Source organism: Enterocloster sp. 210928-DFI.2.20 (assembly GCF_020554465.1).
Taxonomy (GTDB): domain Bacteria; phylum Bacillota; class Clostridia; order Lachnospirales; family Lachnospiraceae; genus Enterocloster; species Enterocloster bolteae.
The window spans coordinates 63,150-88,876 of sequence record NZ_JAJCHK010000015.1 but is presented as its reverse complement, the minus strand read 5'-3'; the positions used below and the strand labels follow the sequence as shown (position 1 = coordinate 88,876).

Here is a 25,727-nt window from a genome sequence, read left to right as displayed (position 1 = left end):
AAAATGAACAGAAAGAAAAATGCGTCCACGGTCCTGGTATACGGCGTACTGATATTCATCACCCTTATCTGCCTGTTTCCCATTGTGTGGATGTGCCTGATTTCCATAAAGAGCACCAGTGAGAGCATCACGGGATTTAATTCCCTGATGGTGTCAAATCCCACCATGGCTAACTTTAAGCGTCTGTTTGAAATGATTCCTGTTGGACAGAATGCCTTCAACAGCGTGTTCACCACCATCATGGGAACCATTACCTCCCTGTTTTTCTGCGCCCTGGCAGGCTTTGCCTTTGCAAAATACAGGTTTCCGGGCAGGAAATTCCTGTTTTACTTTGTCATTGCCACCATGCTGGTGCCGCCGGAGGTGGGAAGTGTGCCTTTGTTCATCATCATGAAGAAGGTGGGACTGATTAACAGCCTGTGGTCCCTGGTAATCCCCAGGATTGCCACGGCAGTGGGTATCTTTTACATGAACCAGTATATAACTGATGTGCCGGATGAACTGGTGGAGGCGGCCAGGATTGACGGATGTTCCGACTTCGGCATCTTCACCAAAATCATTCTTCCGGTTATCAAGCCGGCCATGGCGTCCTGGGGAGCCATCACCCTGATTGCCAGATGGAACGATTTCTTCTGGCCTCTGCTCTACTTAAGGAAGCAGGCAAAATACACGCTGATGGTGACGATATCACTGCTGCCGGTCAGCGAGGGATTATCCACCCCGTGGCCCGTTATACTGGCAGGCACCACCCTGGTTATCATACCTATCATCATTCTGTACCTGATTCTGGAGAAGTTCCAGAAGGCCGGTATGATGGAAGGCGCTGTTAAGGGATAAGTGCATCTTAAAAGGGACATATATAAAAGCACATATATAAAAGTACATTGACAATCCAATGTTTTTTGCCTATGATTATGGCATAAGCAAAGACAGGAAAAGCAACAGCATTTTCAGGAATATTGCATAGGCAGTAAGCCTGGACGGACAGCGAGTCGCTGCCCGGAGTGAAAAGCAGAGGGATAAGTCCGCAAGCTGCGCCGTGGTACATCCGCACATTTCATGTGCCCGCCGCTTTGCGGCCCGGTACCCCTATGCATCTTACGGTATCCGGATACGTGTTGCTTCTCCTGTCTTTGTTTTTGTAATAACTGTTTGATTTGTCAGGAACTAATTCGGAAATTGATCTGTGAAATGATCTGGAAAATGACCCGGAAAATGACCCGGAGAATCGGCATGGGTTCCAGGAGGTAAGAGATATGGCCCGGACGGATTTGTGGAAATATTGCAGCGCTGAGCAGTGCAGGGAGATGATGCTTTCCTTCCGGCTGATAGGGGCCGGGGACTGGTCTCCTGAAAAAATAATGGGCTGTCTCTATGCCCTCAGCAATCACGCGGAAAAACATTACCAAAGGGTGAACATTCCCAAGAGAAGCGGCGGCTTCAGGACCCTGCTGGTGCCGGATCCCCTTCTGAAAAATGTGCAGAGGAATCTGCTTCATCATGTGCTGGACGGATTTACAGTGTCCGACAGCGCGGCGGCTTACAGGAAGGGGGCTTCGGTGGCTGCCAACGCAGGGAAGCATCAGGGCAGGAAGATTGTCATGAAGATGGATATTGAGGATTTTTTTGGGAGCATCACCTTTCCCATGGTGCTGCATCACGCATTTCCGGCAGCCTATTTTCCACCGGCAGTGGGTGTCATGCTGGCCTCCCTTTGCTGCTGCCATGACCGTCTGCCCCAGGGAGCGCCTACGTCTCCGGCCATCTCCAATCTGGTGATGAAGCCCTTCGATGAGTATATGGAAGCCTGGTGCGGGGAACGGGAAATTGTATACAGCAGGTATTGCGATGACATGACATTTTCAGGTGTTTTTGATGGTTCTGAGGTGAAGGGAAAGGTATACGGTTTTCTCAGGTCCATGGGATTTGAGCCTAATCTGAGGAAAACCCGGATTCTGACCAGGGGAACCAGGCAGGTGGTGACCGGCCTGGTGGTGAATGAACGGGTCCGGGTTCCCGCCCCCTACAGAAGACGTCTGCGGCAGGAGATTTATTACTGCATGAAATATGGGGCAAAGGAGCATCTGACGCGTACCGGAAGGCAGGCATACCTGAATGATGGGGATGGGGGAACCAGACGGTATCTGGAGTCTCTGCTGGGCAAGACGGCCTATGTGCTGCTGGCCTCAGGGAATGGGGATGCCTGGTTCCGGGAAGCCCAGGTGAGACTTAGGGAGATGCTGGGGCAGGATATGTGTCTTTAACCGCTGTCAGCCTAAGATATTAGTTTATCAAATTTCTTTTCCGACAGTATCTCATGGGTTAAGAGTTCTCCATCGCGAAACAGTGAGAATGTTGTAAAGGGAGCCGGTGCGTTTTGGGCGTCCTCTCTTGTCTGTATATGCACGGTTTGAAGCTCCACATTTCTTTCTTTGGCTGTTTTTTCCAGAAGCGGCACATATTTTGCCGTAAAGGGACATTGGCTGGTGTAGTACAGGACCAGGCCCTTTGGCATGTCCTCACGGTTTTTAGCCGTATGTCTGAAACATGGTTTGTCAGCATTTCTGTCAAAGGCCAGATACATCAGTTCAAAATAGGGGCCTGCCGCGTCTGCGGTTTCAAACCCTTTATATTTCAGATATTCAGGGTCGGAAAGATATCCCATTTTTTTCTTTGAGGATAAGATAACAAGTCCTTTTTTACCTTTTTCCTTACTGTCCCGGATACATTCGTCCAGCAAAAGCGTTGAGTAGCCAAGTCCCTTAAACTGTCCGGATACCCACAGGCAGTTGATATACATATACCCGTCCGCTTCTATCGGCGCCCAGGCGTATTCAGCGGGAATATACTCAATAAAGCACTTTCCCCTCACATTGCATTTTAAGAATACAAGTCCCTCGTCAAGTCTTTCTTTGAGCCAGGCTTTTTTTGTCATGACCTGAATGTCTTTGTTGTTTGATATCGCACAACAGATATGTTCCTGTTCAAGGTTGCCGTGTGTTATTTTGATAAGCTCCATTTCCTTATTCCTCCGTATCGTATGCCTGTATCATAGGGCCTGGCCTGATGGGCGGTTTCTATGGCTCATCATGTGCCGGCTCCCTGAATTTAGTGATTCGACAGATTGGTCCTTCAGGGCCTTTTTCTATAAGGATAGAACATTGAATATGACAACAGTATGTCATGTTCTTTCGTTAAGGGAATATATAATATTGAGCGAAATACTGGCGCGGATGTCTGCTGAGGGGCCGGGATCATGCTGTGGCAGCATGCTTCCGGCCCCAGTGATTTTTGCAGCGGAGAGATTTTGACGGAAGAGTCCTACACCCCCTGTATAACCGGCTGTATCTGCCTGCCCTCCAGGGCCTCCTTAAGGGTATCCTCTATGAGTCCGGTATGGGCAATCATGGAGGTAGGCTTTTTCACCGGATCATCCTGGCCAAAGGGAACAAAGTAAATGTTCTTCATGTTGAACAGCAGGCCGATGTTCTTAAGGTTGATGCCAAGGGCATCGTTGGTGGATACGGATATCACCAGCGGCCTGCCGTTTCGCAGATGTGCTTTTGCAGCCATAAGGACCGGAGTGTCCGTGATTCCGTTTGCCAGCTTTGCCAGGGTGTTACCGGTGCAGGGAGCGATGAGGAGGACATCCAGGTACCCCTTTGGACCAATGGGTTCGGCCTCCTCGATTTTCAGTATTGGCTTCATTTCCGTGATGGATGTGATCCGGTCCATAAACTGGCCGGTATCCCCGAAACGGGAGTCCGTGGACTGGACGCTTCCAGAGAAGACGGGGTGCAGGATGGCCCCTGTCTCCTTCAGATGCCTGATTTCCTGTTCTATTTTTGCAAAGGTGCAAAAAGACCCGGTGACGGCCAGGCCTACATGTTTTCCTTTTAATTCCATAGTATTCTCCTTATTCCTTACTGAGTCTGTGAATCCCGGATATGCTCCATGACGGCCTCATAAAGAATCAGGGCAGAGGAGAGGGGTGAGCAGCGGCCGGGAAGTCCGGGACATAATCTGGCCCGTATATTCCGGCGTTCAAGGGCTTGGAAATCCACCCCTCCCGGCGCGGAGGCAATGTCGATGACAGCCGCATTTTCCTGAACCTGATTTGCCAGGGCAGCGTCCAGTACCAGGGACGGTATGGTGTTGAATATAAAGTCAGATTCTCCTATGACGGCGCCCAGTTCCTTTAACAGGCAGGTATCGTATCCCATACAATGGGCCGGGACCAGCCGGGAGGCATTGCGGCCCGCCACGGTTACGCGGGCTCCCATGCCCTTTAGCCGGTCGGCCAGAATGGCGGCGCATCTGCCGTACCCGGTTACCAGGCAGCGGCTTCTGTAAAGATTTACCGGACTTAAGGATATGGCCTCTGCCACGGCACCCTCTGCGGTGGCAACCGCATTTTTCCATGCCACGTCCTCCATCTTCATGAAATCATGGCAGGGAATGGAAAGAAGGTCACAGCGCTCCCTGACAGCGGAAGGGATATTCCCTCCAAAGAGTATATGGGTGTTTTTCAGGCAGGCCGTGAAGGTCTGTATTTCCAGGCCGGGCAGGCTGTTTTCTGAGAAAATGGTTTTACCGTCCTTGGTAAAGGGAACGGGGCAGAGGATGATATGGGAATCTTCCATGGCTTCCCTGAGAGAGAAGGGGGAAGAGGGTCTGTCATAGTAAAAGCAGGTACTGGCACCGGACTGACTGAGAAGCCGGTTCAGGCAAACCTGCCTGGAGTCTCCGCCCAGTATGAGGAATTGATGCATGGATACTCTCCTTATGAGATTGGATTCATATTGTCACTATATGACAGAAGGAAATAATTGGTACCATAAAGACGGGTTTGTCATATTTTCATAGTATAATGATTGAATCGGGGGACTGATGTTTATGAGTCACAGTATTTTTGAGGGCAGCGCTGCGGCAGTGGTGACGCCCATGAACGGATATGGAAATCTTGATTTTGATGCCTTTGGAAGGCTTTTAGAATGGATGATAAGGGAAGGCACGGACGCTGTGGTGGTGAACGGTACCACAGGGGAGTCGGCCACCCTGGACGACAAGGAAAAAATGGCTGTTATCCGCTACGCCGTAAGACAGGTGGACGGCAGGATTCCGGTGATTGCGGGTACGGGGAGCAACTGTACGGAGCATGCGGTGGAGCTGTCCAGAAAGGCCCAGGAGCTGGGGGCGGATGCCCTGCTGCAGGTGACTCCCTATTACAACAAGGCATCCCAGGAGGGGCTGGTGCGCCATTTTACCCAGGTGGCGGACCATGTGAGCATACCCATCCTTTTATACAATGTGCCCAGCCGTACCGGGGTAACCATACAGCCGGAAACCTACAGGATTTTGTCGGAGCATCCCAATATACGGGGGACAAAGGAGGCCAGCGGCAACCTGTCCCTGATTGCCAGGACAGCAGCCCTGTGCGGGCAGGGATTTGACATTTATTCAGGCAATGATGACCAGACCGTACCCATCATGTCTCTGGGCGGCAAGGGTGTAGTGTCGGTGCTGGCCAATATCATGCCGAAAGAGACACATAAGATGTGCCGTCTGTACCTGGATGGGGATGTGAAGGAGAGCAGACGGATGCAGCTTCAGCTTCTGGAAATCATGGAAGCCCTGTTCTGGGATGTAAACCCCATACCAGTGAAGACGGCCCTTGGCCTGATGGGGGTCTGCGGGGATGACCTGCGCCTTCCGCTGACACCTATGGAGCCGGAGCAGAGGGAGAGACTGGCAGAGGTTATGAAACGGCAGGGAATCAGCCTGAAAAAAGAATTGCATAATCAGACAAATCTGCTATAATAAAGGGAGTGAAAGAATAGCAGTTTGGAGCTTTATGCACAGAGAATCAAAAGCCGGCGATTGCCCGGCTTTTATCTTTGAGGACGTTATTCTTAAAAAAACATAACCATTCAAAAAAGGGGGCATATCATTGGACCAGAATCAGCTTCACTATGGGATATCACTGAAATTATATTTTGAAAATAAGGCATTCGGACCCGGCATGTCGGTACTGCTGAGGGGAGTGGAATCCACCGGTTCCCTCCAGGGGGCGGCCCAGGCCATGAACATGGCTTACAGCAAAGCTTGGAAGATGTTAAAGGAGTCAGAAAAGGCATGGGGGTTCATGCTGACGGAGCGGGAGACAGGAGGAAGGGACGGAGGCGGCTCCACCCTTACGCCTCAGGCAGTCCGGCTTCTGGAGGCATACGACGCCTTCATGGCAGAGACAAGGCAGGAACTGGACCGGTTATTTGAACAGCACTTTTCACAGGAATGGGTGGAAGAGCTGAAGCAGTCAGCTGAACAGGCAGACGAATAATTAAAGATGGAAGGAAATGGATGTAAAATGACGGAACGTGCAAAACAACTGGTAATTGTAAGAGGCGGCGGTGATATTGCCACCGGTACCATCCACAGGCTTTACCGCTGCGGATACCCGGTGCTGGTGCTGGAGTCGGGATACCCCTCGGCAATCCGCAGATGCGTGGCCTTTTCCGAAGCAGTATATGACGGTACGTCTGAGGTGGAGGGAATTACCTGTATCAAGGCTTCCGGCTATAAGGAAGCCTGCGCCATCATGGAGCAGGGAGCAGTGCCCGTCATGATTGACGAGAACTGCGCAGTGCTTGAAAAAGTGCGTCCCTGGGCTCTGGTGGATGCCATACTGGCCAAGAAGAACCTGGGGACCACAAGGGACATGGCGGATAAGACCATCGGCCTCGGGCCGGGCTTCACAGCCGGTCAGGATGTGGACCTTGTGATAGAGACCATGAGAGGCCACAATCTGGGACGCATCATTGGAAACGGAAGCGCTGCCCCCAATACCGGAATTCCCGGAGTCATCGGCGGCTATGGGGCAGAGCGGGTCATCCATGCCCCGGCCAAGGGGATTTTCTTTGGCAAGGCCCTGATTGGGGACATGGTGGAGCAGGGCCAGGCCATTGGAGTCATTGTGACCGGACAGGGCGAGGTCACGGTGGAAGCTTCCCTGACAGGGCTTTTGAGGGGTATCATAAAAGACGGGTATCCGGTAGTGAAGGGATTTAAGATCGCTGACATTGATCCCAGAAAAAGTGAATATGAAAACTGCTTCACCATATCGGACAAGGCCAGATGCATCGCAGGCTCCGTGGTGGAGGGCTTACATATGCTGGAGGTGAAGCAGGGGTATTGATTGAAAAGCCTATAGGGCACAGACCGCGCATTTTTCTTCCAGGATTTCAGTGAGGGCTGTGCCGCTGCTGGTATGGCAGCGGACGATCTCCGTGCCGTTTCCCACCTCGTCCAGGGCGCAGCGTATCATTTTGTGGGACACAGTGTTGGTAAACAGGACCAGCAGGTCAGGACTGCCAATCTGTTTATCCAGGCTGGCGCTCATCTGGGTAAATACCTTTGCCTTACATTTGTAATTCCTGCAAATCTTCTTATATTGGCTTACCATGCGGTCATGGCCTCCGATAATGACAACGCTCATGTAAAATCCTCCTTTTTCGGTGTCCAGGTGGTTAGTTAGAACTAACTGTGTAATGACATAATACAATAATTTTGTAAAATTGTCCAGCCCTTTACATGAGAAAGTTTATCATGTTACCGGGGTATATTTTGCGTTGTTTCGGCAGCAGGACTTTGAAATGATTCTGAAAACCCACCGAAGGAATGCCGCCGGCCGGAGTGCCGGAACCTTTGCCGGCTTACGTGCCGGATACCTTTGTCGGATGCCTGCATTTTACAAATAGGGAAAAGTGTGATATACTATATAGATACCCCGTTAACACTTGAACAGTATCTGTTCGGAAAGGTGGGAATTTGTTTAAAAAAGGAGAATATATTCTCTATGGAACTGTAGGCGTATGCCAGGTGGAAGGCATATCGAAACCTGACTTCTCTAATAATGACAAGGTGTATTACAGCCTTGTACCGAAGTTTGACCAGGATACCACCATCTATATACCGGTGGACAGCCCAAAGGTAAAGATGAGGGAAATCATGACCAGGCAGGAAGCAGAGCAGTTCATACTGGCCCTGCCGTCTGTTGAGGGAAAGCAGTATGCAAACGACAAGGAAAGACCCCAGGCGTACAGGCAGATCCTTGAGTCCGGCGATTGTACTCAACTGGCATCTATGATTAAGGAGATATCAGAGATGGAGCAGAACCGCAGGGGAAAGGGAAAGCCCTTGTCCATCCGTGAGCGGGACGGCGTAAAGAGCGCCCGGAAGCTGCTGTTTGGAGAACTGGCCACTGCCCTGGATATCTGCCCGGAGGAGATACCGGACTATATTACCAGCCAGATTGGTGAAGCGTGATAAAACTGTGAAACATTTAACTATTTTATTTTAATCTGAACTGTGGTAAAATCTTGAGTTGGAAGAATCAGATTTATCAGATTCCTAACTTGGGAAAGGCGGCAGGAGAGATGGAAAAGAGTATGGGTACCCGTGGACAGATGTCGGAGGCTGTGTCAACGGGTATTTTTTTGACTTTATCCGGAGGGTTCCAGGATGCTTATACGTATTACTGCAGGGGAAATGTGTTTGCCAATGCACAGACAGGCAATATCGTTCTCATGGGAAGCCATTTGGCTGCCAGGGAGTGGAACCTGGCTGTGCGGTATCTGGCTCCTGTTCTGGCCTTTGCCTGCGGCGTGTATATGGCGGAGCATGTAAAACGGCTTCACCGGCAGGACAGAAGGTTCCATTGGAGGCAGCTGATTGTGGCTATTGAGATCATTTTGCTTTTTGTGGTGGGATTCCTGCCCCAGGATATGAATATGGCAGCCAATATCATTGTCTCATTTGTATGCGCCCTTCAGGTCAATGCCTTCAGGAAAATCAAGGGAAGCCCCTATGCCACCACCATGTGTATCGGAAATCTGCGCAGCGCCACGGAAAACCTGTACTGGTACCGCCATACGGGCAAAAAGGACCATCGGGATAAATGTATCCGCTACTATGGAGTCATCGGCATATTTGCAGTGGGTGCCGTCATGGGCAGTGTACTTACAGCCTATCTCAGGGAGCGCACCATATGGGTCAGCTGCGGGCTTCTGCTGGTCAGCTTCCTGATCATGTTTGTGAAAGAAGATATAGAAGGCGGGCGCAGGTAGAAGCTCCCTTGTAAAGAAATGGAGATATATGGAAAATAATCAAAAAACGGAACCGGACCGCTGTTTTGGCGGCTACGGTTTATCCGGTGAAATCACGGAGACGCTGGCGCTGTTAGGGTATGAACATCCCACCAGAGTGCAGGAGGAGGTGCTGCCTCATGTGCTGGCAGGCAGGAATGTGGTGGTGCGGTCCCAGACAGGAACAGGCAAGACGGCTGCCTTTGCCATTCCTGTCTGCGAACAGATAGTCTGGGAGGAAAACCTGCCCCAGGCTCTGGTGCTGGAGCCAAGCAGGGAGTTGGCCGTGCAGGTCAGCCAGGAGATATTCAGGATTGGCAGGAAAAAACGGCTGAAGGTACCGGCTGTGTTCGGCGGCTTTCCCATTGACAAGCAGATACAGACACTGCGCCAGAAAACCCATATTGTGGTGGGGACACCGGGGCGTGTCATGGACCATGTGCGCAGGGGGAGCCTGAAGCTGACAGGGGTGAGATACCTGGTGATTGACGAGGCGGATCTGATGCTTGATATGGGGTTCATGGACGAGGTCAGGCAGATTGTGGGGCTCCTTCCTGAGAAACGGCAGACCCTTCTTTTTTCAGCCACCCTGGATGAGGATGTGAAGAACCTGGCAGAGGAAACGGTAAAGGATGCGGTTTCCGTTTTCCTGGAACAGGAGGGGGAGACGCCCCTTCCCATCCGGCAGTCAGTGTACGGCGTCGCACAGGACCAGAAGTATACGGCATTCAAGCGCGTTCTCATGAAGGAAAACCCGGAGCGCGCCATGATATTCTGCGGTACCAGGGAAATGGTCCAGGTGTTATTCCAGAAGCTGAGAAGAGACAGGATATTCTGCGGCATGATCCACGGTGATATGGAGCAGAAGGAACGGCTTAAAAATGTGGATGCATTCAGGCGGGGAGGGTTCCGGTACCTGATTGCCACGGATGTGGCCGCAAGGGGAATTGATTTTGAGGACGTGGGCCTGGTGGTGAACTACGATTTTCCCATGGGAAGGGAGACTTATGTGCACCGGATTGGACGTACCGGGAGAAATGGAAAGGCAGGCAGAGCGGCCAGCCTGGTGACTGAGGATGAGATAAAGACGCTTCACAAGGCGGAGGCGTATGTGGGAGTGCCGCTTCCGGTTCTTCCCTGTCCGGAGACAGAGGAAGAGGAGGAAAAGGCTTTCTGGGCCCTCCAGAGAAAGAAGCCGGTACCCGGCCCCCATAAGGGGGAGAAGCTGGACCGGTCCATTACCAGACTGTCCATCGGGGGCGGCCGTAAATCCAAGATGAGGTCCGGCGATATCGTGGGCGCTGTGTGCAGCATAGAGGGCGTGGATGCGGAGGACATAGGAATCATAGATATCAGGGAAAGCCTCACCTTTGTGGAGATATTGAACCGCAAAGGCTCTCAGGTTCTGGCAGGCCTTCAGGACAGGACCATCAAGGGGAAAATCAGGAAGGTGAGAATTACTTCGCAGAATAATGGAGTATAGTATTCTGCGCGTTTCACTGTCATTTCAAGCAGATGGTTTCCATATCCGTTATGGCCAGGCTGCCGGTATCCGCAGGAGATACCGGCAGCCTGGCCATTCGTTTATTTATTGCAGCTGTTTTTTTGCATTTCCCATTCCCCAGGATGTACGCGTGAAACAGAGACAAAAGGTGTAACAATTGCAACATCTGTGATATACACTTCTGGCAAGCGGAAGCGTTTCCTTCTACAATTATGATACAGGGAGAACGTAACAATTAGCAGGCAATAAAAAGAAGTGTAAGGAGGAAAACGTAAATGGTATTACCTCAATTCGAGTATCTTGCTCCTAAGACCATCGGGGAGGCGTGCAATCTGTTCCTTGAGCTTGGAAGCACAGCCAGGGTTATGGCAGGCGCAACGGATCTGATTCCGCCAATGAAAGACAAGGTTATATCACCAGAGTATATCATTGACCTTAAGAAAATTCCAGGTTTGGATTATCTGGAATACGATGACAGGGAAGGTTTAAAAATAGGGGCGCTGACAACACTGCGTACCATAGAGACATCTCCTCTGGTTAAAGAAAAGAATCCGGCAGTGGCTCATGCCGCCAAGGTAGTGGCATCCACACAAATCAGGACAAAGGGCACCATGGCAGGCAATATCTGCAATGCGTCCCCATCCTGCGATACAGCCCCCAATCTTCTGGCTCAGGGAGCTAAGATATTGGTACAGGGTCCCAACAAGGACCGGGTCATTCAAATCGAAGACTTTTTCCTGGGTGTCAAAAAGACTTCCCTGGAGCCGGGAGAAATCGTGACAGGCATCGTGATTCCGCCGCTGGCTGAGAATGAGAGGGCTGCATACATAAAACACGCGGTCAGAAAGGCGATGGACCTGGCCATCATCGGCGTCGCAGTCAAGATTAAGGTGGAAGACGGCGTCTGCACAGACGCCAGGATTGCCCTGGGCGCGGTTGCGGCCACGCCGGTACGGGCGCCCGGGGCGGAGGAAGCCCTGATTGGCAAAGAACTTACCGATGAAGTGATTGTGAAGGCATCGGAGGAAGCAATGAATTCCTGTCATCCAATCTCTGATATCCGCGCATCGGCCGAATACAGGAAGGATATGATCCGTGTGTTTACAAAACGTGCCATTAAGCAGGCCATGGAATGCTCATAACTAGGAGGGAGACAGGAATGAAACATAGTATAAGTTTAATCATCAACGGAGATCCGGTTGATGCTATTGTGAAGGATAACCTGACGCTTCTGGATTTTCTTCGTGACCAGTTGTTTCTGACAGGCACGAAAAAGGGGTGTGAGGAAGGGGAGTGTGGCGCCTGTACCGTGATGCTTGACGGTAAGCCGGTTAACTCCTGCTGTACCCTGGCCGTGGAGTGCGACGGCCATGAGATCATAACCGTGGAGGGGATTGCCAGGGAGGGGATGCTTCATCCCATTCAGAAGCAGTTTATAGAGAAGTGGGCCATGCAGTGCGGCTACTGTACTCCGGGTATGATTATGTCCGCCAAAGCTCTTCTGGATGTGAATAAACATCCTACGGAACTGGAAATCCGGGAAGCCATTGAGGGCAATCTGTGCCGCTGCACCGGTTATGCAAAGATTGTGGAGGCAATCCAGGCAGCCGCTGCGCAGATGAACTGGGAGGAGGAAGCAAAGAATGCATAAAGACTGTGACAAACATTATTTTAAAAAACCAGAATTTTACCGTCTGACCGGCGAGAACAATTATGTCAGGATTGACGCTGAAGACAAGGTAACAGGACACGGCCAGTATGTAGGTGACATCATGTTTCCGGATATGCTTACCGGAAAAATGGTCAGAAGCCCTTATGCATCTGCAAAAATCCTGTCCATTGACACCAGCGAGGCAGAGAAGCTTCCAGGTGTAAAGTGCATCCTCACTGCCAGGGACTTTGAGTGGAAGTCCCTGGTGGGAAATGGAGAATTTGCAGCTGAGTTCGCGGACAAGGAAGTATTGTGTTCTGAGAAGGTGCGCCAGGTTGGTGACGATGTGGCAGCCGTGGCAGCCGTGGATGAGGAAACCGCCCAGCGGGCCGCGGATCTGATTAAGGTAGAGTACCAGGTGCTTCCGGGGGTGTTTGACCCCTTTGAGGCAATGGAGGAGAATGCCCCCGAGGTAAACTGGGAAGGCAAAGGCATACACAATATCGGCATGCAGTCCGTGATGAAGGCGGGCACGGATATTGATGAGGAATTTGACCGCGCATCCTATGTGCAGCACAGGGATTACAAGACCCACCGTATGGTACATGCGGCCATGGAGCCCCACGGCGCAGTGGCTACCTACAGGAATGGGACCTACACCATCTGGATGTCCACCCAGATGTCCTTTGTGGACCAGTTCTGGTATGCCCGCTGCCTTGGCGTTGGAGAGAACCAGGTGCGGGTAATCAAGCCTCTTGTGGGCGGCGGTTTCGGCGGCAAGCTGGATTCCTATTCCTTTGGTCTTTGCGCTGCCAAGATGGCGGAGATGACCGGACGCCCGGTACGCATGATTCTGTCCCGCGAAGAAGTATTCCAGACCACGCGCAACCGCCACCCCATTTACATGCATATTGACACTGCCTTTGGGACAGACGGTAAGCTGCTGGCAAAGAAATGCTACCATGTGCTGGACGGCGGGCCTTACGGCGGGTCCGGTGTTGCGGCCTGCGCCCAGTCCACATTGTGGGCCAACTTCCCTTACAAGATGAATTCCGTGGATTTCCTGGCAAGGCGTGTGTATACCAATAACCCTTCTGCAGGAGCCATGAGAGGATATACGGCATGCCAGGTGCATTTTGCCCATGACCTGAACATGCAGTTCGCGGCTGACCAGATGGGCATTGACCCGGTTGAGTTCCGCAAGATAAGCGCGGCAGACCCCGGATACGTGGCTCCGGCCGGACTGGCAATCACCAGCTGCGCATACAAGGAGACACTGGATACGGCTGCAAAGGAAATTGGCTGGTATGAGAAGAAGGATAAGCTGAAAAAGGGAGAGGGCATTGGTTTTGCGGGCACCGGCTTTGTATCGGGCACCGGATTCGCGGTGCTGGAAGCGCCCAACCAGAGCTCTGCGTGCGTGACCCTGCGCATGAACAAGCGGGGCATGGCCACCCTGTACATCGGCTCCCACGACATAGGACAGGGTTCCGATACGGTTATGACGGCCATTGTGGCCGAGGAACTGGGGCTTCCCATGGATATGGTCAAGACCTTTATGTCCGACACCTTCCTGACGCCCTGGGATTCCGGCTCTTACGGCAGCCGTGTTACCTTCCTGGCCGGCAATGCGGCCCGCCGCGCTGCCGTGGATGCAAAACGCCAGCTGTTTGAGGTCATTGCGCCTATGTGGGGTGTGATGCCGGAGACATTAGAGTGTCTGGACGGAAAGGTAATCAGCAAGGAGAAGGCAGAGTATCAGATGTCCATTGGAGACGCCATGTTCAAGTATATGACGGTCAAGGGCGGCGATGAACTGATTGGCGTGGGATCCTACTACCACCGTACCGACAATTCACAGTACAACGGCAACAATACCACCAACTACGCGCCTGCATACAGCTTCTCCACCGGAGCAGCCCATCTGACTGTGGACGAGGAGACCGGCGTCCTGGATATTGATGAATTTGTATTTGCCCATGACTGCGGCCGCGCACTGAATAAAAGGGCCGTGGAAGGCCAGCTGGAGGGATCCATCGGCATGGGCCTGGGCTATGCTGTCTATGAGCACAATGTAACCAGGGAAGGAAAGATTCTCAATCCCAACTTCCGCGATTACCGGCTGCCCACTGCCCTTGATATGCCGAAGATGCGCACCTTTTACGACTTTACACCGGACGAGGAAGGACCTCTGGGCGCAAAGGAAGCTGGCGAGGGCTCCGCAGCACCTGTGGCGCCTGCCATTGCCAATGCGGTCAACATGGCAACCGGAGTGTACTTCACAGAGCTGCCTCTGGACCCGGAGCATATCTGGAGAGCGCTGCACGGCATGAAGGATGACAGGAATTCAAAATAAGTGCGTTCAGCGGATGATCAGATGAAACCAGGAAGGCGGCTTCATGCCGCCTTCTTTCAAAATGGAAAGGAGGCTGCCATTATGGGCCGTCAATTAAAGAAAATGCGCCTGCCGAACGGCGTGGTAGCGGAGGAAAGGGCCTGCGGCGATTATGTCTGTAAGTATTGCGGGGGCAAAGCCACTGCCTGTAATTTCGTGGCTGATATGTGCCTTCAGGTATACGCCCGCCATCAGGGCATGTGCGGGGCTTATATTGAGACTGAGAAGTATGTGGGGTATGTCACGGATTGCAGCACCTGCCATTACCAGGGCATATCCGGGGAGTGCAGGTATGAAGGCAGGGCTGCCATGGGGCAGGGTGTCTGATTGAATGGGAATAGAGATAAGATTTGGATGATGCGGGCTTCCGGGAACAGGAGGCCCGTATTTGTTTGGCCGCAGGATCAAAATGAATGTGAATCAAGGTTGCATTTAAATTACAGTTGTAATATGCTGGTAGCAGATAGTTTTAAACATGCAGTAAGGACCAGGAGGGAAAAGAATGGACAGAGTATCACAGGCTGTAAAGGAGCTGGTTGAGGAGATACAGAGAATGCCGGAAGCGCCGGACCCGGCAGAGACGGACAGGCATGCATTTACCCTGCTGCTCAGCGGGATTGCCGCATGCCGCAGGGCGCCGGGGATACCGTGCCACATGGGGTACCGGACCCTTTACCGGTGTGGGGATGAACCGGCGTCAGAGGAGCTGAAGGCCCATCTGTTCCGGCTCTATGGTATCTATGACAGGGAAAGCCTTGAAAAGGTCTGTATGGAGCAGTTTACCTCGGGCAGGGAGTATGAGCAGTTTATGACCTTCTGGTGCGATGCGCCGCTGTTTGATCTGGAGGAGCTGGAGGAGGAGGGCAGACGGGCGTTTGAGACCCGGTTTAAGCGGGCCTCCCTGTTCCGTCCCTATGTGGGGGAGCGGGGGTTCTATGCATGGGACATCAATGAGAGAATCGGACTGGGACGCCTGGCCTGTGCCTGCGGCATCATAGACAGGGAGACATTTGATGAGCTGACCGACTATCAGGTCCGCAAGGCCCAGGTATTTTACCACACCTTTAAGGACTATGCGGTCAGCTGTATCTGCGGGGCTGTCTACGATGTGCCGGGCGGTGATGAGGAAGACATGCTTTCCTTCCTGGACCTGAATAGAAAGCTGGCCTTACACTTGCTGGAGGAGGGCGGAGCCTGGTACAGGAATGCCTGGTACGCGCCGGAAAAGCGGGAATGGGTCAGTCTTCTGCCCCATAATGGAGGCTGCATTGTTTCAAAGCAGATTGAGGAGGGACGGGCCATTGGATATATGTACAGGGACAGCCGGCCCAGCGAACAGTGGGCGGATACGGGATGGAGGTTTTTTGCCGGGGATGAGAGCGATGAATACAGCAGGAATCCGGACAACTTTACCATCTGGTCCCTAAATGATATATGCAACCTGGATGCCACCATCCTTGGCTATGCAGAGGCAAAGGAGGGCAGTGCCTTTGGCAGGAATGCAAAAGGGGAGTGGCAGAGGGAACGGTAGAAGGAACGCAGAGGAAAAATGAAAGGAAAAAGGGCATCCGCGCATGGACCAGTCACGATGCGGGATGTCCTTTTTGGCTGTTATTCCTTATTGAAACTGATTCTGGGGTGAATGAGGGGATTTAAGTTCACCCACAGCCTGCTTTGCAATCCTGATGGCTGCCTTTGTCACGAAAAATGCGAATACATAGCTGATGATAAACATGATGGGCCAGTCGTGAAGCACGCCCTGCACAAATGCGGTCAGAGTATTTGGCAGAAAACCGGCTGCCACGGCAGCCTCAATTTCCGGGTTGTGAAAGACATTGACTGCTGTGAGGACAATGGTGGCCGTGGTGTTAAAAAACAGGGTGGCCACAAAGTTTTCCACAAGTACATGGGGCAGGGTTTCGGGCCTGAGTCCCATTTTCCTGCCAAGGGCAAAGGACCAGTCCGTCAGAGGAAAGGCCATTCCGGTCAATGATATCACCAGGAAAGCCGTGCCCCAGTTCTTGATGAGCAGGGGCAGCGTGAACGTGAGTTTGTCAACAAAGATTGCCGATGTGGCCATAATCAGGGAGATACAGATAGCCACAACAGAAGATATAATCATACCAAAATGATTTTTGTAAAAGTTCATAAAATACGCCCTTTCTGGTCTTTAATACAAAGCATGGCGTATCCTGGGAGATTCGCCATTCAATTTCTTTACAACCAGGGTTGGACAACCGGCGTGCGGCTGCACAGGCCGACAGCGCTGTACCGGCTGCTTGGTTACAGCCCCGAAAAAATTGCCTTTTCCATCCCTCCTTGTCTGTACGCTGCCTGCGTATTCCCCAATACAGATGCATGCGTTTTTTGGCGGCGGGCAGTTATGCGCTCTTTTCCATCCTCAAAACCGCCAGGTGAAAGCCGGAACGTGCCATGTAAAGCAATTTTAAAGCACGCTATAGGAAGAACGTAAAGGATTGGGCTTTTTTGCCTGCAGCTGCTGCCGTTTCCGGATTCCATATGTCCGGAATCCATAAGTTGATTTTTATTCTATGATTTCCCATCCTACGGATGTACAATCATCACTGTGCCGTCTAAGTCGCCCACCGGAAGCATAAGAAGAGCGCCGTATCTGGTTTCCAGGTCCTCCACTGCTTTTGCAACGCCTCTGTACCGGGTGCCGCTGCATCCGCTTAAGAGGATGACGCCTCCTCTTCCCATGCGGGGAAAGAAAAATTCCAGGCCGGCCAGGGTGGGCTGGTACAGGCAGGCGTCCATGCAGACCAGACAAAATGTTTCATCTTCAATGTCAAAGGCGGTTTCGGGAAACCAGTCCTTCCGGATAACAACCTGTCCGGGCAGGGGCATCCGCTCCATCAGCTTTTCCTTGTCTGTCCCGGAATACAGGCCCGTCTGAGCGTCGGAGCATCCCAGCTTTCGTTCCATGTCAACATCCCGTTCATCGAACCCCTCAAAGGTGTCAAAGAGATACAGTTTCCGGTCCGGCATCAGCACGTTGAGCTGCCAGGAGGTGTCGCCCCGGTAACAGCCCAGCTCTGCCACATTTCCCTCCACCCCCAGCCCGGTGAGCCTCCGGCACAGACGCCGCAGCACGCTGCATCGGATGGAGAACTGCTCATGCAGGTCCCGGATGAAAACAATGTCGTTCAGAAATCCTGCGCGGATGGCCATGTATTCCAGGGCATGGCTTTTTTCGGAATCCGTGGCCGCGATGACCAGGACATCCGGCTGAAGGGCCACTGCCAGATCTGCCGGCATGATTGGCATTCCCTCTATTTCTTCCTTCAGTTCCCCTTTTTCCAGGTCTGAAAATACATTCCAGGTTTCCTGCCTGGTATCTCCCATACCGACCAGTTTCATTTCACGCGGATTCAGCATATCTGCCACAGTCATACCAAGATTGTCGGTGCTCAGAATAACAACTGTCTTCATGGATTCTCCCCCTTATCACCCTATCATACTGTCTGCAGATATTGTAGGTCATAAATTTAACAGACACAAGTAGCCCAGGTCACATGTGATGTCAGATTACAATTGTTGCCTGCTAATCACAAGGCTTTACAATCACCGCGCTTCCATGAAGGTCGCATAAGGGAACGAGACACAGGCGGCCGTATTGTTTTTCAAATTCCTCCACAGCCTGTCTGGCTCCGCGGAACCGCTCATTGTTGTAATCGTGGAGCAGAATCATGCCTCCGGGGACAAGGCGGGGGTAGAAAAATATAAGACCGGACAGAATGGGGGCGTACAGGTCGGCATCCAGGCTTACCAGACAAAAGCGCTCCTGTTCCAGTCCTGCCGCTGTATCCGGAAAATATCCCCTGCGTATGACGGCCTGTCCCGGAAAGGGGAGCCGCCCCAGCACGGCCTGCTCGCTGGTGTCAGAGAATTCACCTTCCCTGGCAAAGGAACATCCCTTACTTTTTTCTTCTTTTATATCCCGTGGGTCAAATCCCTGAAATGTATCGAATAAATAAAGCCTTTGCTGCGGAAACAGGGCATTGAGCTTCCAGGCCGTGTCGCCCTTAAAAACGCCCAGTTCTGCTATGCTTTCCTGCAGGCCCTGTCCATGAATCCGCTCAGCCAGCCGTTTCAGGGTGGCGTTTCGTATGTCAAAATACCGGTAAAGCTGGCTCAGCATCAGAAATCTGCCTTCGTATCCCAATTCCAGGGCCTGATCCTTAAGCTGGCCGGAACGCAGCGGGTCCGTCACTCCGGTAATGATATAATCAGGTTTCAGTGAAAGGGCTTCATCTACCGGCAAAACCGGGACATTGGCTGGAAATCCTTTCTCTGTCCGCTCTGATTCGGTCAGCTGGTGCAGGGCAGGGTTATTATCCCCAAACGCCAGAAGGGCCATGTTTTCCTGATTCAGCAGTCTGGCAGCTCCGCGGCCAAACTGGCCAGCTCCCAGTATGATGACAGTTTCCATATAATTCCAATCCTCCTATGATTTAATTACGTGATTCATTGTATCACGAAATGATTATCTGTGGAAAGTTACTGCTGCAATATATATGACACTTACATCACATGTGAAAATTTGATATAATGTAGCATAGGCTACTAGTTGTTAAAATACTAACAGTGTTATAATTTTGTTGAAGGAAACAGGCGTTTTTGGGGATTCATATGGTGAAAATCCATAAAAGAGAGGGTGGTTATATGGTAGGTCAGGAGTGTAATACCGCAGTACAGATGCCGCATGCTAATTTTGTATCACGTCTTCTATATCTGCCCAGGGGAATATCGCGTCTGGAAAAGCTGGGACAGAGAAAGGTATTTCCAAAGAACCATATGCTGGTGCAGGCAGGTACAAAGCCCAACTACTGCTACATAGTCAAGACCGGGCGTGTGGCTGCGTTTGAGACAACGGTTACGGGCGAGGAGCGTATTTATAATTTCAATGAGAGCAATTCTGTTTTGTTGGAAGGAAACCTTCTCTTTGACCAGGAATCAGCTGTGAATTTCAAGACCGTGCAGCCGTCTGAATTAGTGTGTATCACCAAGGAGATGCTGTTAAAGGGCATTGCCCATGACCCGCAGCTCTCCATGGATATTATGGAGTCCCTCTCCACCAAATTCCTGTCAGCCATGGAGCAGGTGCGCCATACCAATTTCCACAACGCCGGCTGGAAGATTTGCGATCTGCTGCTTATATTTGCAGAGCACTACGGGGTTCCCTATGACGGGAAAATACTTATCAAAGAAAAGATAAGCCAGCAGCTCTTGTCAAATCTGCTGGGAATTAACCGGGTAACGGCGGTCAGGGCCATCAAGGATTTAAAGGAGATGGCGCTGATAGAACAGATTAACGGATATTACTGCATCCGCAGCCTGGAGAAACTGAAACGGCACCAGGAGAGGATGTGCCAGTAGGAATAATGAAAGAAAAACACGGAACCGGAGTAAAATCTGCTTCCGTGTTTTTCTTTGTTGCACATGTACAGGGTGTATCCTGCACTACTGGAATCCCGCACTCCGGCCGGATATAATACCTGTAAGGCAGCCTTTTAAGACGGTCTTTTACAGGAAAGGGGCGGGAAGCATGAAGAAAACAGGAGCTGTCCTGGCAGCAGCAGGACTGTCCTCGCGCATGGGGGATTTCAAACCTCTGCTGCCGTTTGGGGACACTACCATAGCATTTCACGTCACGTCCATGCTCAGGCGGCTGGGGGCAGACCCCGTGATCGTGGTTACCGGTTACAGGGCGGAAGAACTGGAGGCTCATTTAAAGGGCGCAGGCGCCTGTTTTGTCAGAAACACCAGATACCGCCATACACAGATGTTTGATTCCGTAAAGCTGGGTATACAGGCGGCACTGGAAGGGTGTGAGCGGATCCTGGTCATGCCCATGGACCTTCCCGCCATAACGGATGATATCATTAAGCAGGTGATGGAAGCTCCCGGGCAGATTGTGCGGACGGTCCATGACGGCGAACCGGGGCATCCCATATGCATGGAAGGGGAGATTGCCAGACGCATCTGCACCTATGCCGGGGACCAGGGACTTAAGGGGGCCATTGAAGCCTCAGGCGTGCCGGTAGAGGACCTGGAGGCCGGAAATGAGAGTATTTACCTGGATGTGGACACCAGGGAAGAGTACAGGGAACTGCTCAGGTGGGTCTGCAGGCAGGAATCAAGTCAAAGAAAATGTAAGATGCATTGAGGCGCTTTATATTTACAGCCATCCGCCATATGTGATATACTCAAGTCAACGTTGTTTATGAGATTAAATAACGATAATTGAAGAATATGGCCTTTCTGGCTGCCTTATATTGTAATTTAAATGCATCTGTGCTACACTGGAAACACAGAACTAGGTCGGACGACCTATTTAGTATCGGCGATGCATCGAAATGAGGTGGCATATGAGGACGATATACCTTATAAGGCACGGGGAACCGGAACGGACCGGGCATGTGAGCAGATGTCTTGGACATACGAATCTCGCACTGAGTATCAGAGGGAGGAAGGAGAGCATGGAACTGGCTTCCTGGTTTAAGAGCCGCTGTGTGGAAGCTGTTTATTCCAGTCCTCTGTCCAGGTGTATGGAAACCGCGGAGTATATTGCAGGAGAGCAGCAGAGGGTGCATGTGGAAGAGGGCCTGGTGGAGCTGGATGCAGGTGAATGGGAGAACATGGAATTCACTGAAATCCGCAGCCGGTACCCGCAGCTCTATGAAGAGAGGGGACGTTCCATCGGCACGGTCCCGCCTCCGGGAGGGGAATCCTTTGCCCGGGGCGCAGAGCGGCTTCAGGATGCCCTGAACCGCATTCTTGGGAATACCCGGGGGGATGTGGCGGTGGTGACCCACTGCGGTGTGAGCCGGGGGCTGATGTGCGGTATTCTCGGGTGGGATATCAACCGCGTACTGGAAGTTCCCCAGCCGTATGGAGGAATCAGCCGGATTCTGGCAGACGATGACGGCGGGTTCAGAGGATTCTATGAGCAGACCGGTGTAAAGCCCCTTCTCTATCCTGACCACGGCATCTGCCGCAGGCTGTCGGACCGCTATAGCGTCCCTGAGCATATACGGCTTCATGAGGCAGCAGTGGCGAGACTGGCACACAAGTGGGCTGTAAGGCTTAAACGTCTGGGGTATGACATAGACCCTGAGCTTTTGAGGACAGCCGGGCTGCTTCACGATATCGCGCGTCTGAAGCCGGACCACGCAAGGGCAGGAGCCAGAATCCTGCGGATGGAGGGATACCCGGTGATGGCAGGAATCATTCAGTGCCATCACAGGCTGGAAGGCGGGGAAGAGTCAGGGCTGACGGAGAGAACCCTTTTGTTTCTGGCGGATAAGATGACGCTTGAGGACAGAATGGTGGATATTGATGAGCGTTTCCGTCAGAGCGCGCCCAAGTGCACCACCCCCCAGGCCAGGGAGAACCATAGACTTCAATATAATCAGGCTCAGGCAGTCAGGCATTGTCTGGAATCGGCCATGGGAAGCCTGGAGGCGGCAGATGCCTTCGGCACCAGTCCCCAGGCATCTGTGGACAGGAAGGCGCGGATACGGGAATGGGCTGCCGGCTGAGCATAAGGAGATGAAGTCACATGGAAGGAAATAATTCAACTAAGACAAAGCTGATAAAAGCCGGCATTAAGCTTTTCTCGCAGTACGGATATGCAGCCACATCCACCAGAATGATTGCTTCGGAGGCAGAGGTGAACCTGTCAGCCATTGCCTTTCATTATTCCAACAAGGAGAGGCTGTACGTAGCCTGCCTGGAATATATGCTGGAAAAGGTAAAGGGATATTATGCGGCCTCGTATATGGAGATTGAGGGGACCTTTAAACAGGATGCAATGACTCCGCAGAAGGCATATGAATTCCTTGAAAAGCTCATAGATCTTCAGATTGAGGTGGCCTTTGCCCCCCAGTATAAGACCACCCTTGCCCTGATATACTGGGAGAACAATGGACCCGGGGATATGAGGCCTTTGTCAGCCGCTGCCTTTGACCGGCAGGAACGGGTGATGGCTGAGCTGATTCAGACCGTGGCCCCTGTTTCCCAGTCCCAGGCCATTATAGCCAGCAGACATATCAACGGCTCCATCATATCCTTTGGGGAACACCGGGGATTCATAGAGGATCTGATTCCAAAACCGCTGGAGGGGGAGTCTGTGCCCCTATGGATACGGGAGGAGATAAAGGGAAATTGTCTGGCTATTGTCCAGCGGCTGATGAAGCCTGAGCTGTTTCCGCCTCATCCGGCCCTATAATCGTATTTAGACGATATACACAAATGAGAATAACCCTTTGGAGTGCAAGTTGCACAAATCCAAAGGGTTATTTGTCGTTTGAATCTGTAAAAATATACGAATAAATAACAAGTTCGTGGAATCCTGCGCACAGCTTTCCTTTAACGCGCAGCAGTGCCTGGCAAAGGGAAACCGGGTTACATTCATCACGGAGCGGTGCGTGATTAAGAGGACAGCCCAGGGCATGGTGCTGGCCGAGGTGGCTCCGGGCATTGATATACAGACACAGATATTGGACCACATGGGCTTTAAGCCAATCATACCTGAGGGGGGACCGGCCCTCATGGATGCCGGCCTGTTCTCAGAGACCTGGGGACGCCTGGGAGACCATTTTTAGGGAAATGAGGAAACGTGTATGAGAAGGATGGAATCAGATAACTGCTTTGTCTGCGGAAGCCTGAACCCCATAGGGCTGCACCTGGACATTACAGAGGGAGAAGGCTGGGCCAGGGCTTTGTGGACCGTGGAAAAGCCGTATGTGGGATATGAAGGCATGCTCCACGGGGGCATCATGGCTTCCATTATGGATGACCTTATGGCACACGCCCTCTACTATACGGACCTGGATGTGGTGACAGCCCATCTGGAACTGGATTACAAGGCTCCGGTTCATGTGGGGGAACGGATTGAGTGTGAGGCGCAGGTGACGGAGTTTGGAACGGGACGTTCCATCCGGGCCCAGGGCACCATTAAGCGGGAAGGCGCTGTGGCTGCCCGGGCAAAGGGCGTCATGGTCATAGTGAAGGCGCCGGGACAGGAGGTTTAGCCAAAGTCCCGGGAAACACCGCCGTGACAAAAGCAGGAGGTATATTATGGAAAGGACCGGAGCAGTGATACTGGCGGCAGGTTTGTCCTCCAGGATGCATGAATTCAAACCCCTTCTGGAGCTGGGAGACAGCACCATTATTGTAAGGGCCATTGAAAATCTTAAGACAGCAGGGGCATCTCCGGTCATCATCGTGGCGGGATATAAAGCGGACCAGCTGATGGATTATCTGTGGCCTCTGGATATCATGTTTGTCCGCAATGAAAATTATGCCTCCAGCCAGATGTTTGACTCGGTGAAACTGGGGATATCCAGGGCCGCCGGCCTGTGCAGCCGGATTCTCATTACGCCTGCGGACGTCCCGCTGATAGAGCAGGACACCTTTAAGCAGGTGATGGAATGTCCGGGCGCTCTGGTGCGCCCGGTCTGCGGCGGCCGTCCGGGCCATCCTGTCCGGGTGGATTCCCGGCTGGTACCGGATATCTGCGCCTATAAGGGCACAGGAGGGCTTAAGGGGGCCATGGAGCACCTGGGAGTGCCGATTACAGAACCGGAGGTGGAGGATCCGGGAATATACCTGGACGCGGATACACCTCAGGATTACATGAATCTCAGATACTGGAATGATTACAGCCAGATACAGAAACAAGGTCCTAAAATGATACATTTCCGTATCTCAATAGGAATGACCTCATAGGGGTGTGGAAATGGTCAGGTGTGCCGCGCAGATGGAACACCCGGCCATTTTCTCTTATAAACTGATAAAAACATATATTAATTTCCATTTGTAGTGTATGTATCTTTACAAAATCGAACGCTGGTGCTATTCTATATGTAATGCGTTATTTGAAAATATAAATAACGGGCGGAGGTTAAATAGAATGAAACTGATTCAGACAGTGGATGCGGAAGGCACCGTACTGTGCCATGATATCACCCAGATTATTAAGGGAGTGACAAAGGATGCGGTATTCCGCAAGGGCCATGTGGTCACGAAGGAAGACATCCCGGTCCTCTTAAGTGTGGGAAAGGACCAGCTTTATGTGTGGGAGAAGGAAGACGGAATGCTTCATGAGAATGATGCGGCAGAGATTCTCTGCGACATGTGCAAAGGGCAGCATATGGAGCGTTCCCAGGCAAAGGAAGGAAAGATTGAGCTGACGGCAGCATGTGACGGCCTTTTAAAGGTGGATAACCGGGGGCTTAAGGCGGTAAACGGATTCGGACAGATGATGATAGCCACCCGTCACGGCAATTTTGCAGTGAAGAAGGGGGACAAGCTGGCAGGGACCAGGATTATCCCTCTTGTGATTGAGGAAGAAAAGATGGAGGCAGCAAAAAAGGCGGCCGCAGAGGCCACAGGGGGATGTCCCATCCTGGAGCTGAAACCATTTTTACATAAAAAGGTGGGTATCGTTACAACGGGAAACGAGGTGTTTTACGGCCGTATCAAGGATACCTTCACCCCTGTGATCCGGGGAAAGCTTTCAGAGTTTGACACAGAGGTTATTGACCATGTGACATGGAACGATGATGATACCAAGGTGACGGCCAGCATCCTGGATATGATACAAAAGGGCGCGGACGTGGTTGTCTGTACGGGAGGCATGAGTGTGGACCCGGACGACAAGACGCCGCTTGCCATCCGCAACACCGGGGCAGACATCGTATCCTACGGCGCGCCGGTGCTGCCGGGAGCCATGTTCCTGCTGGCCTATTACCAGGTTAAAGATGGGGAAAATCCCCGTACGGTTGCCATCATGGGACTTCCGGGCTGCGTCATGTATGCCAGGCGTACTATATTTGACCTGGTTCTGCCCAGAATCATGGCGGATGACCAGGTGACGGCAGATGATCTGGCCGCATTGGGCCAGGGCGGGCTTTGCCTTAACTGTCCGGAATGTACCTTCCCCAACTGCGGGTTCGGCAAAGGGATGTAACAAACCGTTGAAAAGGAAACCGTTGGAAAGGAAAC

General features: G+C 52.0%; 28 protein-coding genes. 21 read left to right on the top strand and 7 right to left on the bottom strand.

The features are described from left to right. Nucleotides 1-3 precede the first annotated feature (3 nt). Nucleotides 4-837 (top strand): carbohydrate ABC transporter permease, encoded by an 834-nt coding sequence (locus LI015_RS15060; RefSeq protein WP_002569587.1) that lies wholly within the window; start codon nt 4-6, stop codon nt 835-837. 419 nt (nt 838-1,256) lie between these two features. Next, nucleotides 1,257-2,264, top strand: coding sequence for a reverse transcriptase domain-containing protein (locus LI015_RS15055; RefSeq protein WP_227125536.1), 1,008 nt, complete (start codon nt 1,257-1,259; stop codon nt 2,262-2,264). An 11-nt stretch (nt 2,265-2,275) separates the two neighbouring features. Here LI015_RS15055 and LI015_RS15050 read toward each other — a convergent pair whose 3' ends face one another. The 3 genes from LI015_RS15050 to LI015_RS15040 all read right to left on the bottom strand — a co-directional run bounded on the left by LI015_RS15050 (nt 2,276) and on the right by LI015_RS15040 (nt 4,772). Next, nucleotides 2,276-3,019, bottom strand: coding sequence for a GNAT family N-acetyltransferase (locus LI015_RS15050; RefSeq protein ID WP_002572208.1), 744 nt, complete (start codon nt 3,017-3,019; stop codon nt 2,276-2,278). Between the two features lie 302 nt (nt 3,020-3,321). Continuing rightward, nucleotides 3,322-3,906, bottom strand: coding sequence for a dipicolinate synthase subunit B (locus LI015_RS15045; protein ID WP_002572209.1), 585 nt, complete (start codon nt 3,904-3,906; stop codon nt 3,322-3,324). 17 nt (nt 3,907-3,923) lie between these two features. After that, a complete protein-coding gene (locus LI015_RS15040) occupies nt 3,924-4,772 on the bottom strand; it encodes a dipicolinate synthase subunit DpsA (RefSeq protein WP_227125534.1) in 849 nt (282 codons plus the stop codon). Between the two features lie 124 nt (nt 4,773-4,896). On the opposite strand from LI015_RS15040, the gene dapA reads away from it, so the two are divergent. The 3 genes from dapA to yqeB all read left to right on the top strand — a co-directional run bounded on the left by dapA (nt 4,897) and on the right by yqeB (nt 7,195). Further along, nucleotides 4,897-5,820 carry a 4-hydroxy-tetrahydrodipicolinate synthase gene (dapA, locus tag LI015_RS15035; RefSeq protein ID WP_002569582.1) on the top strand — a complete coding sequence of 308 codons (924 nt, stop codon included), beginning with the start codon at nt 4,897-4,899 and terminating at the stop codon, nt 5,818-5,820. A 130-nt stretch (nt 5,821-5,950) separates the two neighbouring features. Continuing rightward, the gene (locus tag LI015_RS15030) at nt 5,951-6,340 is read left to right on the top strand and encodes a winged helix-turn-helix domain-containing protein (RefSeq protein ID WP_002572212.1); all 390 of its coding nucleotides are present in this window, start codon (nt 5,951-5,953) and stop codon (nt 6,338-6,340) included. A gap of 27 nt (nt 6,341-6,367) precedes the next feature. Beyond that, nucleotides 6,368-7,195 carry a selenium-dependent molybdenum cofactor biosynthesis protein YqeB gene (gene yqeB / locus LI015_RS15025; RefSeq protein WP_227125532.1) on the top strand — a complete coding sequence of 276 codons (828 nt, stop codon included), beginning with the start codon at nt 6,368-6,370 and terminating at the stop codon, nt 7,193-7,195. 9 nt (nt 7,196-7,204) lie between these two features. Here yqeB and LI015_RS15020 read toward each other — a convergent pair whose 3' ends face one another. After that, on the bottom strand, nt 7,205-7,495 hold the full coding sequence (locus LI015_RS15020; RefSeq protein ID WP_002569579.1) for a DUF2325 domain-containing protein: 291 nt from the start codon (nt 7,493-7,495) through the stop codon (nt 7,205-7,207). 332 nt (nt 7,496-7,827) lie between these two features. Here LI015_RS15020 and LI015_RS15015 point away from each other — a divergent pair, with 332 nt between their 5' ends. From LI015_RS15015 to LI015_RS14980, 8 genes are all read left to right on the top strand, one after another. Continuing rightward, nucleotides 7,828-8,325: a CarD family transcriptional regulator gene (locus LI015_RS15015; protein WP_002569578.1), complete on the top strand. Its 498-nt coding sequence runs from the start codon at nt 7,828-7,830 to the stop codon at nt 8,323-8,325. 110 nt (nt 8,326-8,435) lie between these two features. Then, nucleotides 8,436-9,125: a YoaK family protein gene (locus tag LI015_RS15010; RefSeq protein WP_002572213.1), complete on the top strand. Its 690-nt coding sequence runs from the start codon at nt 8,436-8,438 to the stop codon at nt 9,123-9,125. A 28-nt stretch (nt 9,126-9,153) separates the two neighbouring features. Beyond that, entirely contained in the window at nt 9,154-10,626 is a 1,473-nt protein-coding gene (locus LI015_RS15005; RefSeq protein ID WP_002572214.1) for a DEAD/DEAH box helicase, read from the top strand. A gap of 296 nt (nt 10,627-10,922) precedes the next feature. Beyond that, entirely contained in the window at nt 10,923-11,789 is an 867-nt protein-coding gene (locus tag LI015_RS15000) for an FAD binding domain-containing protein (protein ID WP_002572215.1), read from the top strand. 17 nt (nt 11,790-11,806) lie between these two features. Beyond that, complete coding sequence (locus tag LI015_RS14995; RefSeq protein ID WP_002569574.1) at nt 11,807-12,298, top strand: (2Fe-2S)-binding protein; 492 nt, start codon at nt 11,807-11,809, stop codon at nt 12,296-12,298. Beyond that, nucleotides 12,291-14,654 (top strand): xanthine dehydrogenase family protein molybdopterin-binding subunit, encoded by a 2,364-nt coding sequence (locus LI015_RS14990; RefSeq protein WP_002569573.1) that lies wholly within the window; start codon nt 12,291-12,293, stop codon nt 14,652-14,654. The genes LI015_RS14995 and LI015_RS14990 overlap by 8 nt, the downstream gene beginning before the upstream one ends. Before the next feature lie 81 nt (nt 14,655-14,735). After that, the gene (locus LI015_RS14985; protein WP_002565248.1) at nt 14,736-15,020 is read left to right on the top strand and encodes a hypothetical protein; all 285 of its coding nucleotides are present in this window, start codon (nt 14,736-14,738) and stop codon (nt 15,018-15,020) included. 175 nt (nt 15,021-15,195) lie between these two features. After that, nucleotides 15,196-16,224, top strand: coding sequence for an immunity protein Imm33 domain-containing protein (locus LI015_RS14980; RefSeq protein WP_054354410.1), 1,029 nt, complete (start codon nt 15,196-15,198; stop codon nt 16,222-16,224). A gap of 87 nt (nt 16,225-16,311) precedes the next feature. Here LI015_RS14980 and LI015_RS14975 read toward each other — a convergent pair whose 3' ends face one another. The 3 genes from LI015_RS14975 to LI015_RS14965 form a co-directional block, all read right to left on the bottom strand. Then, nucleotides 16,312-16,842 carry a hypothetical protein gene (locus LI015_RS14975; protein WP_002575454.1) on the bottom strand — a complete coding sequence of 177 codons (531 nt, stop codon included), beginning with the start codon at nt 16,840-16,842 and terminating at the stop codon, nt 16,312-16,314. Nucleotides 16,843-17,258: 416 nt separating this feature from the next. Beyond that, nucleotides 17,259-18,146: a TylF/MycF family methyltransferase gene (locus LI015_RS14970; protein ID WP_227125529.1), complete on the bottom strand. Its 888-nt coding sequence runs from the start codon at nt 18,144-18,146 to the stop codon at nt 17,259-17,261. A gap of 112 nt (nt 18,147-18,258) precedes the next feature. Next, on the bottom strand, nt 18,259-19,146 hold the full coding sequence (locus LI015_RS14965) for a TylF/MycF/NovP-related O-methyltransferase (RefSeq protein ID WP_002565244.1): 888 nt from the start codon (nt 19,144-19,146) through the stop codon (nt 18,259-18,261). A gap of 233 nt (nt 19,147-19,379) precedes the next feature. Here LI015_RS14965 and LI015_RS14960 point away from each other — a divergent pair, with 233 nt between their 5' ends. From LI015_RS14960 to LI015_RS14925, 8 genes are all read left to right on the top strand, one after another. After that, entirely contained in the window at nt 19,380-20,093 is a 714-nt protein-coding gene (locus tag LI015_RS14960) for a Crp/Fnr family transcriptional regulator (RefSeq protein ID WP_002565243.1), read from the top strand. Nucleotides 20,094-20,262: 169 nt separating this feature from the next. Further along, on the top strand, nt 20,263-20,883 hold the full coding sequence (locus tag LI015_RS14955; protein ID WP_054354412.1) for a nucleotidyltransferase family protein: 621 nt from the start codon (nt 20,263-20,265) through the stop codon (nt 20,881-20,883). Nucleotides 20,884-21,085: 202 nt separating this feature from the next. Next, the gene (locus LI015_RS14950; RefSeq protein WP_227125527.1) at nt 21,086-22,258 is read left to right on the top strand and encodes a histidine phosphatase family protein; all 1,173 of its coding nucleotides are present in this window, start codon (nt 21,086-21,088) and stop codon (nt 22,256-22,258) included. A gap of 20 nt (nt 22,259-22,278) precedes the next feature. Further along, nucleotides 22,279-22,947, top strand: coding sequence for a TetR/AcrR family transcriptional regulator (locus tag LI015_RS14945; RefSeq protein ID WP_002572222.1), 669 nt, complete (start codon nt 22,279-22,281; stop codon nt 22,945-22,947). 115 nt (nt 22,948-23,062) lie between these two features. Continuing rightward, entirely contained in the window at nt 23,063-23,323 is a 261-nt protein-coding gene (locus LI015_RS14940; RefSeq protein ID WP_227125525.1) for a hypothetical protein, read from the top strand. An 18-nt stretch (nt 23,324-23,341) separates the two neighbouring features. Then, nucleotides 23,342-23,752 (top strand): PaaI family thioesterase, encoded by a 411-nt coding sequence (locus LI015_RS14935; protein ID WP_002565233.1) that lies wholly within the window; start codon nt 23,342-23,344, stop codon nt 23,750-23,752. A 46-nt stretch (nt 23,753-23,798) separates the two neighbouring features. Next, nucleotides 23,799-24,449 (top strand): nucleotidyltransferase family protein, encoded by a 651-nt coding sequence (locus LI015_RS14930; RefSeq protein WP_227125523.1) that lies wholly within the window; start codon nt 23,799-23,801, stop codon nt 24,447-24,449. 184 nt (nt 24,450-24,633) lie between these two features. Further along, nucleotides 24,634-25,692, top strand: coding sequence for a molybdopterin-binding protein (locus LI015_RS14925; protein ID WP_002565231.1), 1,059 nt, complete (start codon nt 24,634-24,636; stop codon nt 25,690-25,692). Nucleotides 25,693-25,727 lie beyond the last annotated feature (35 nt).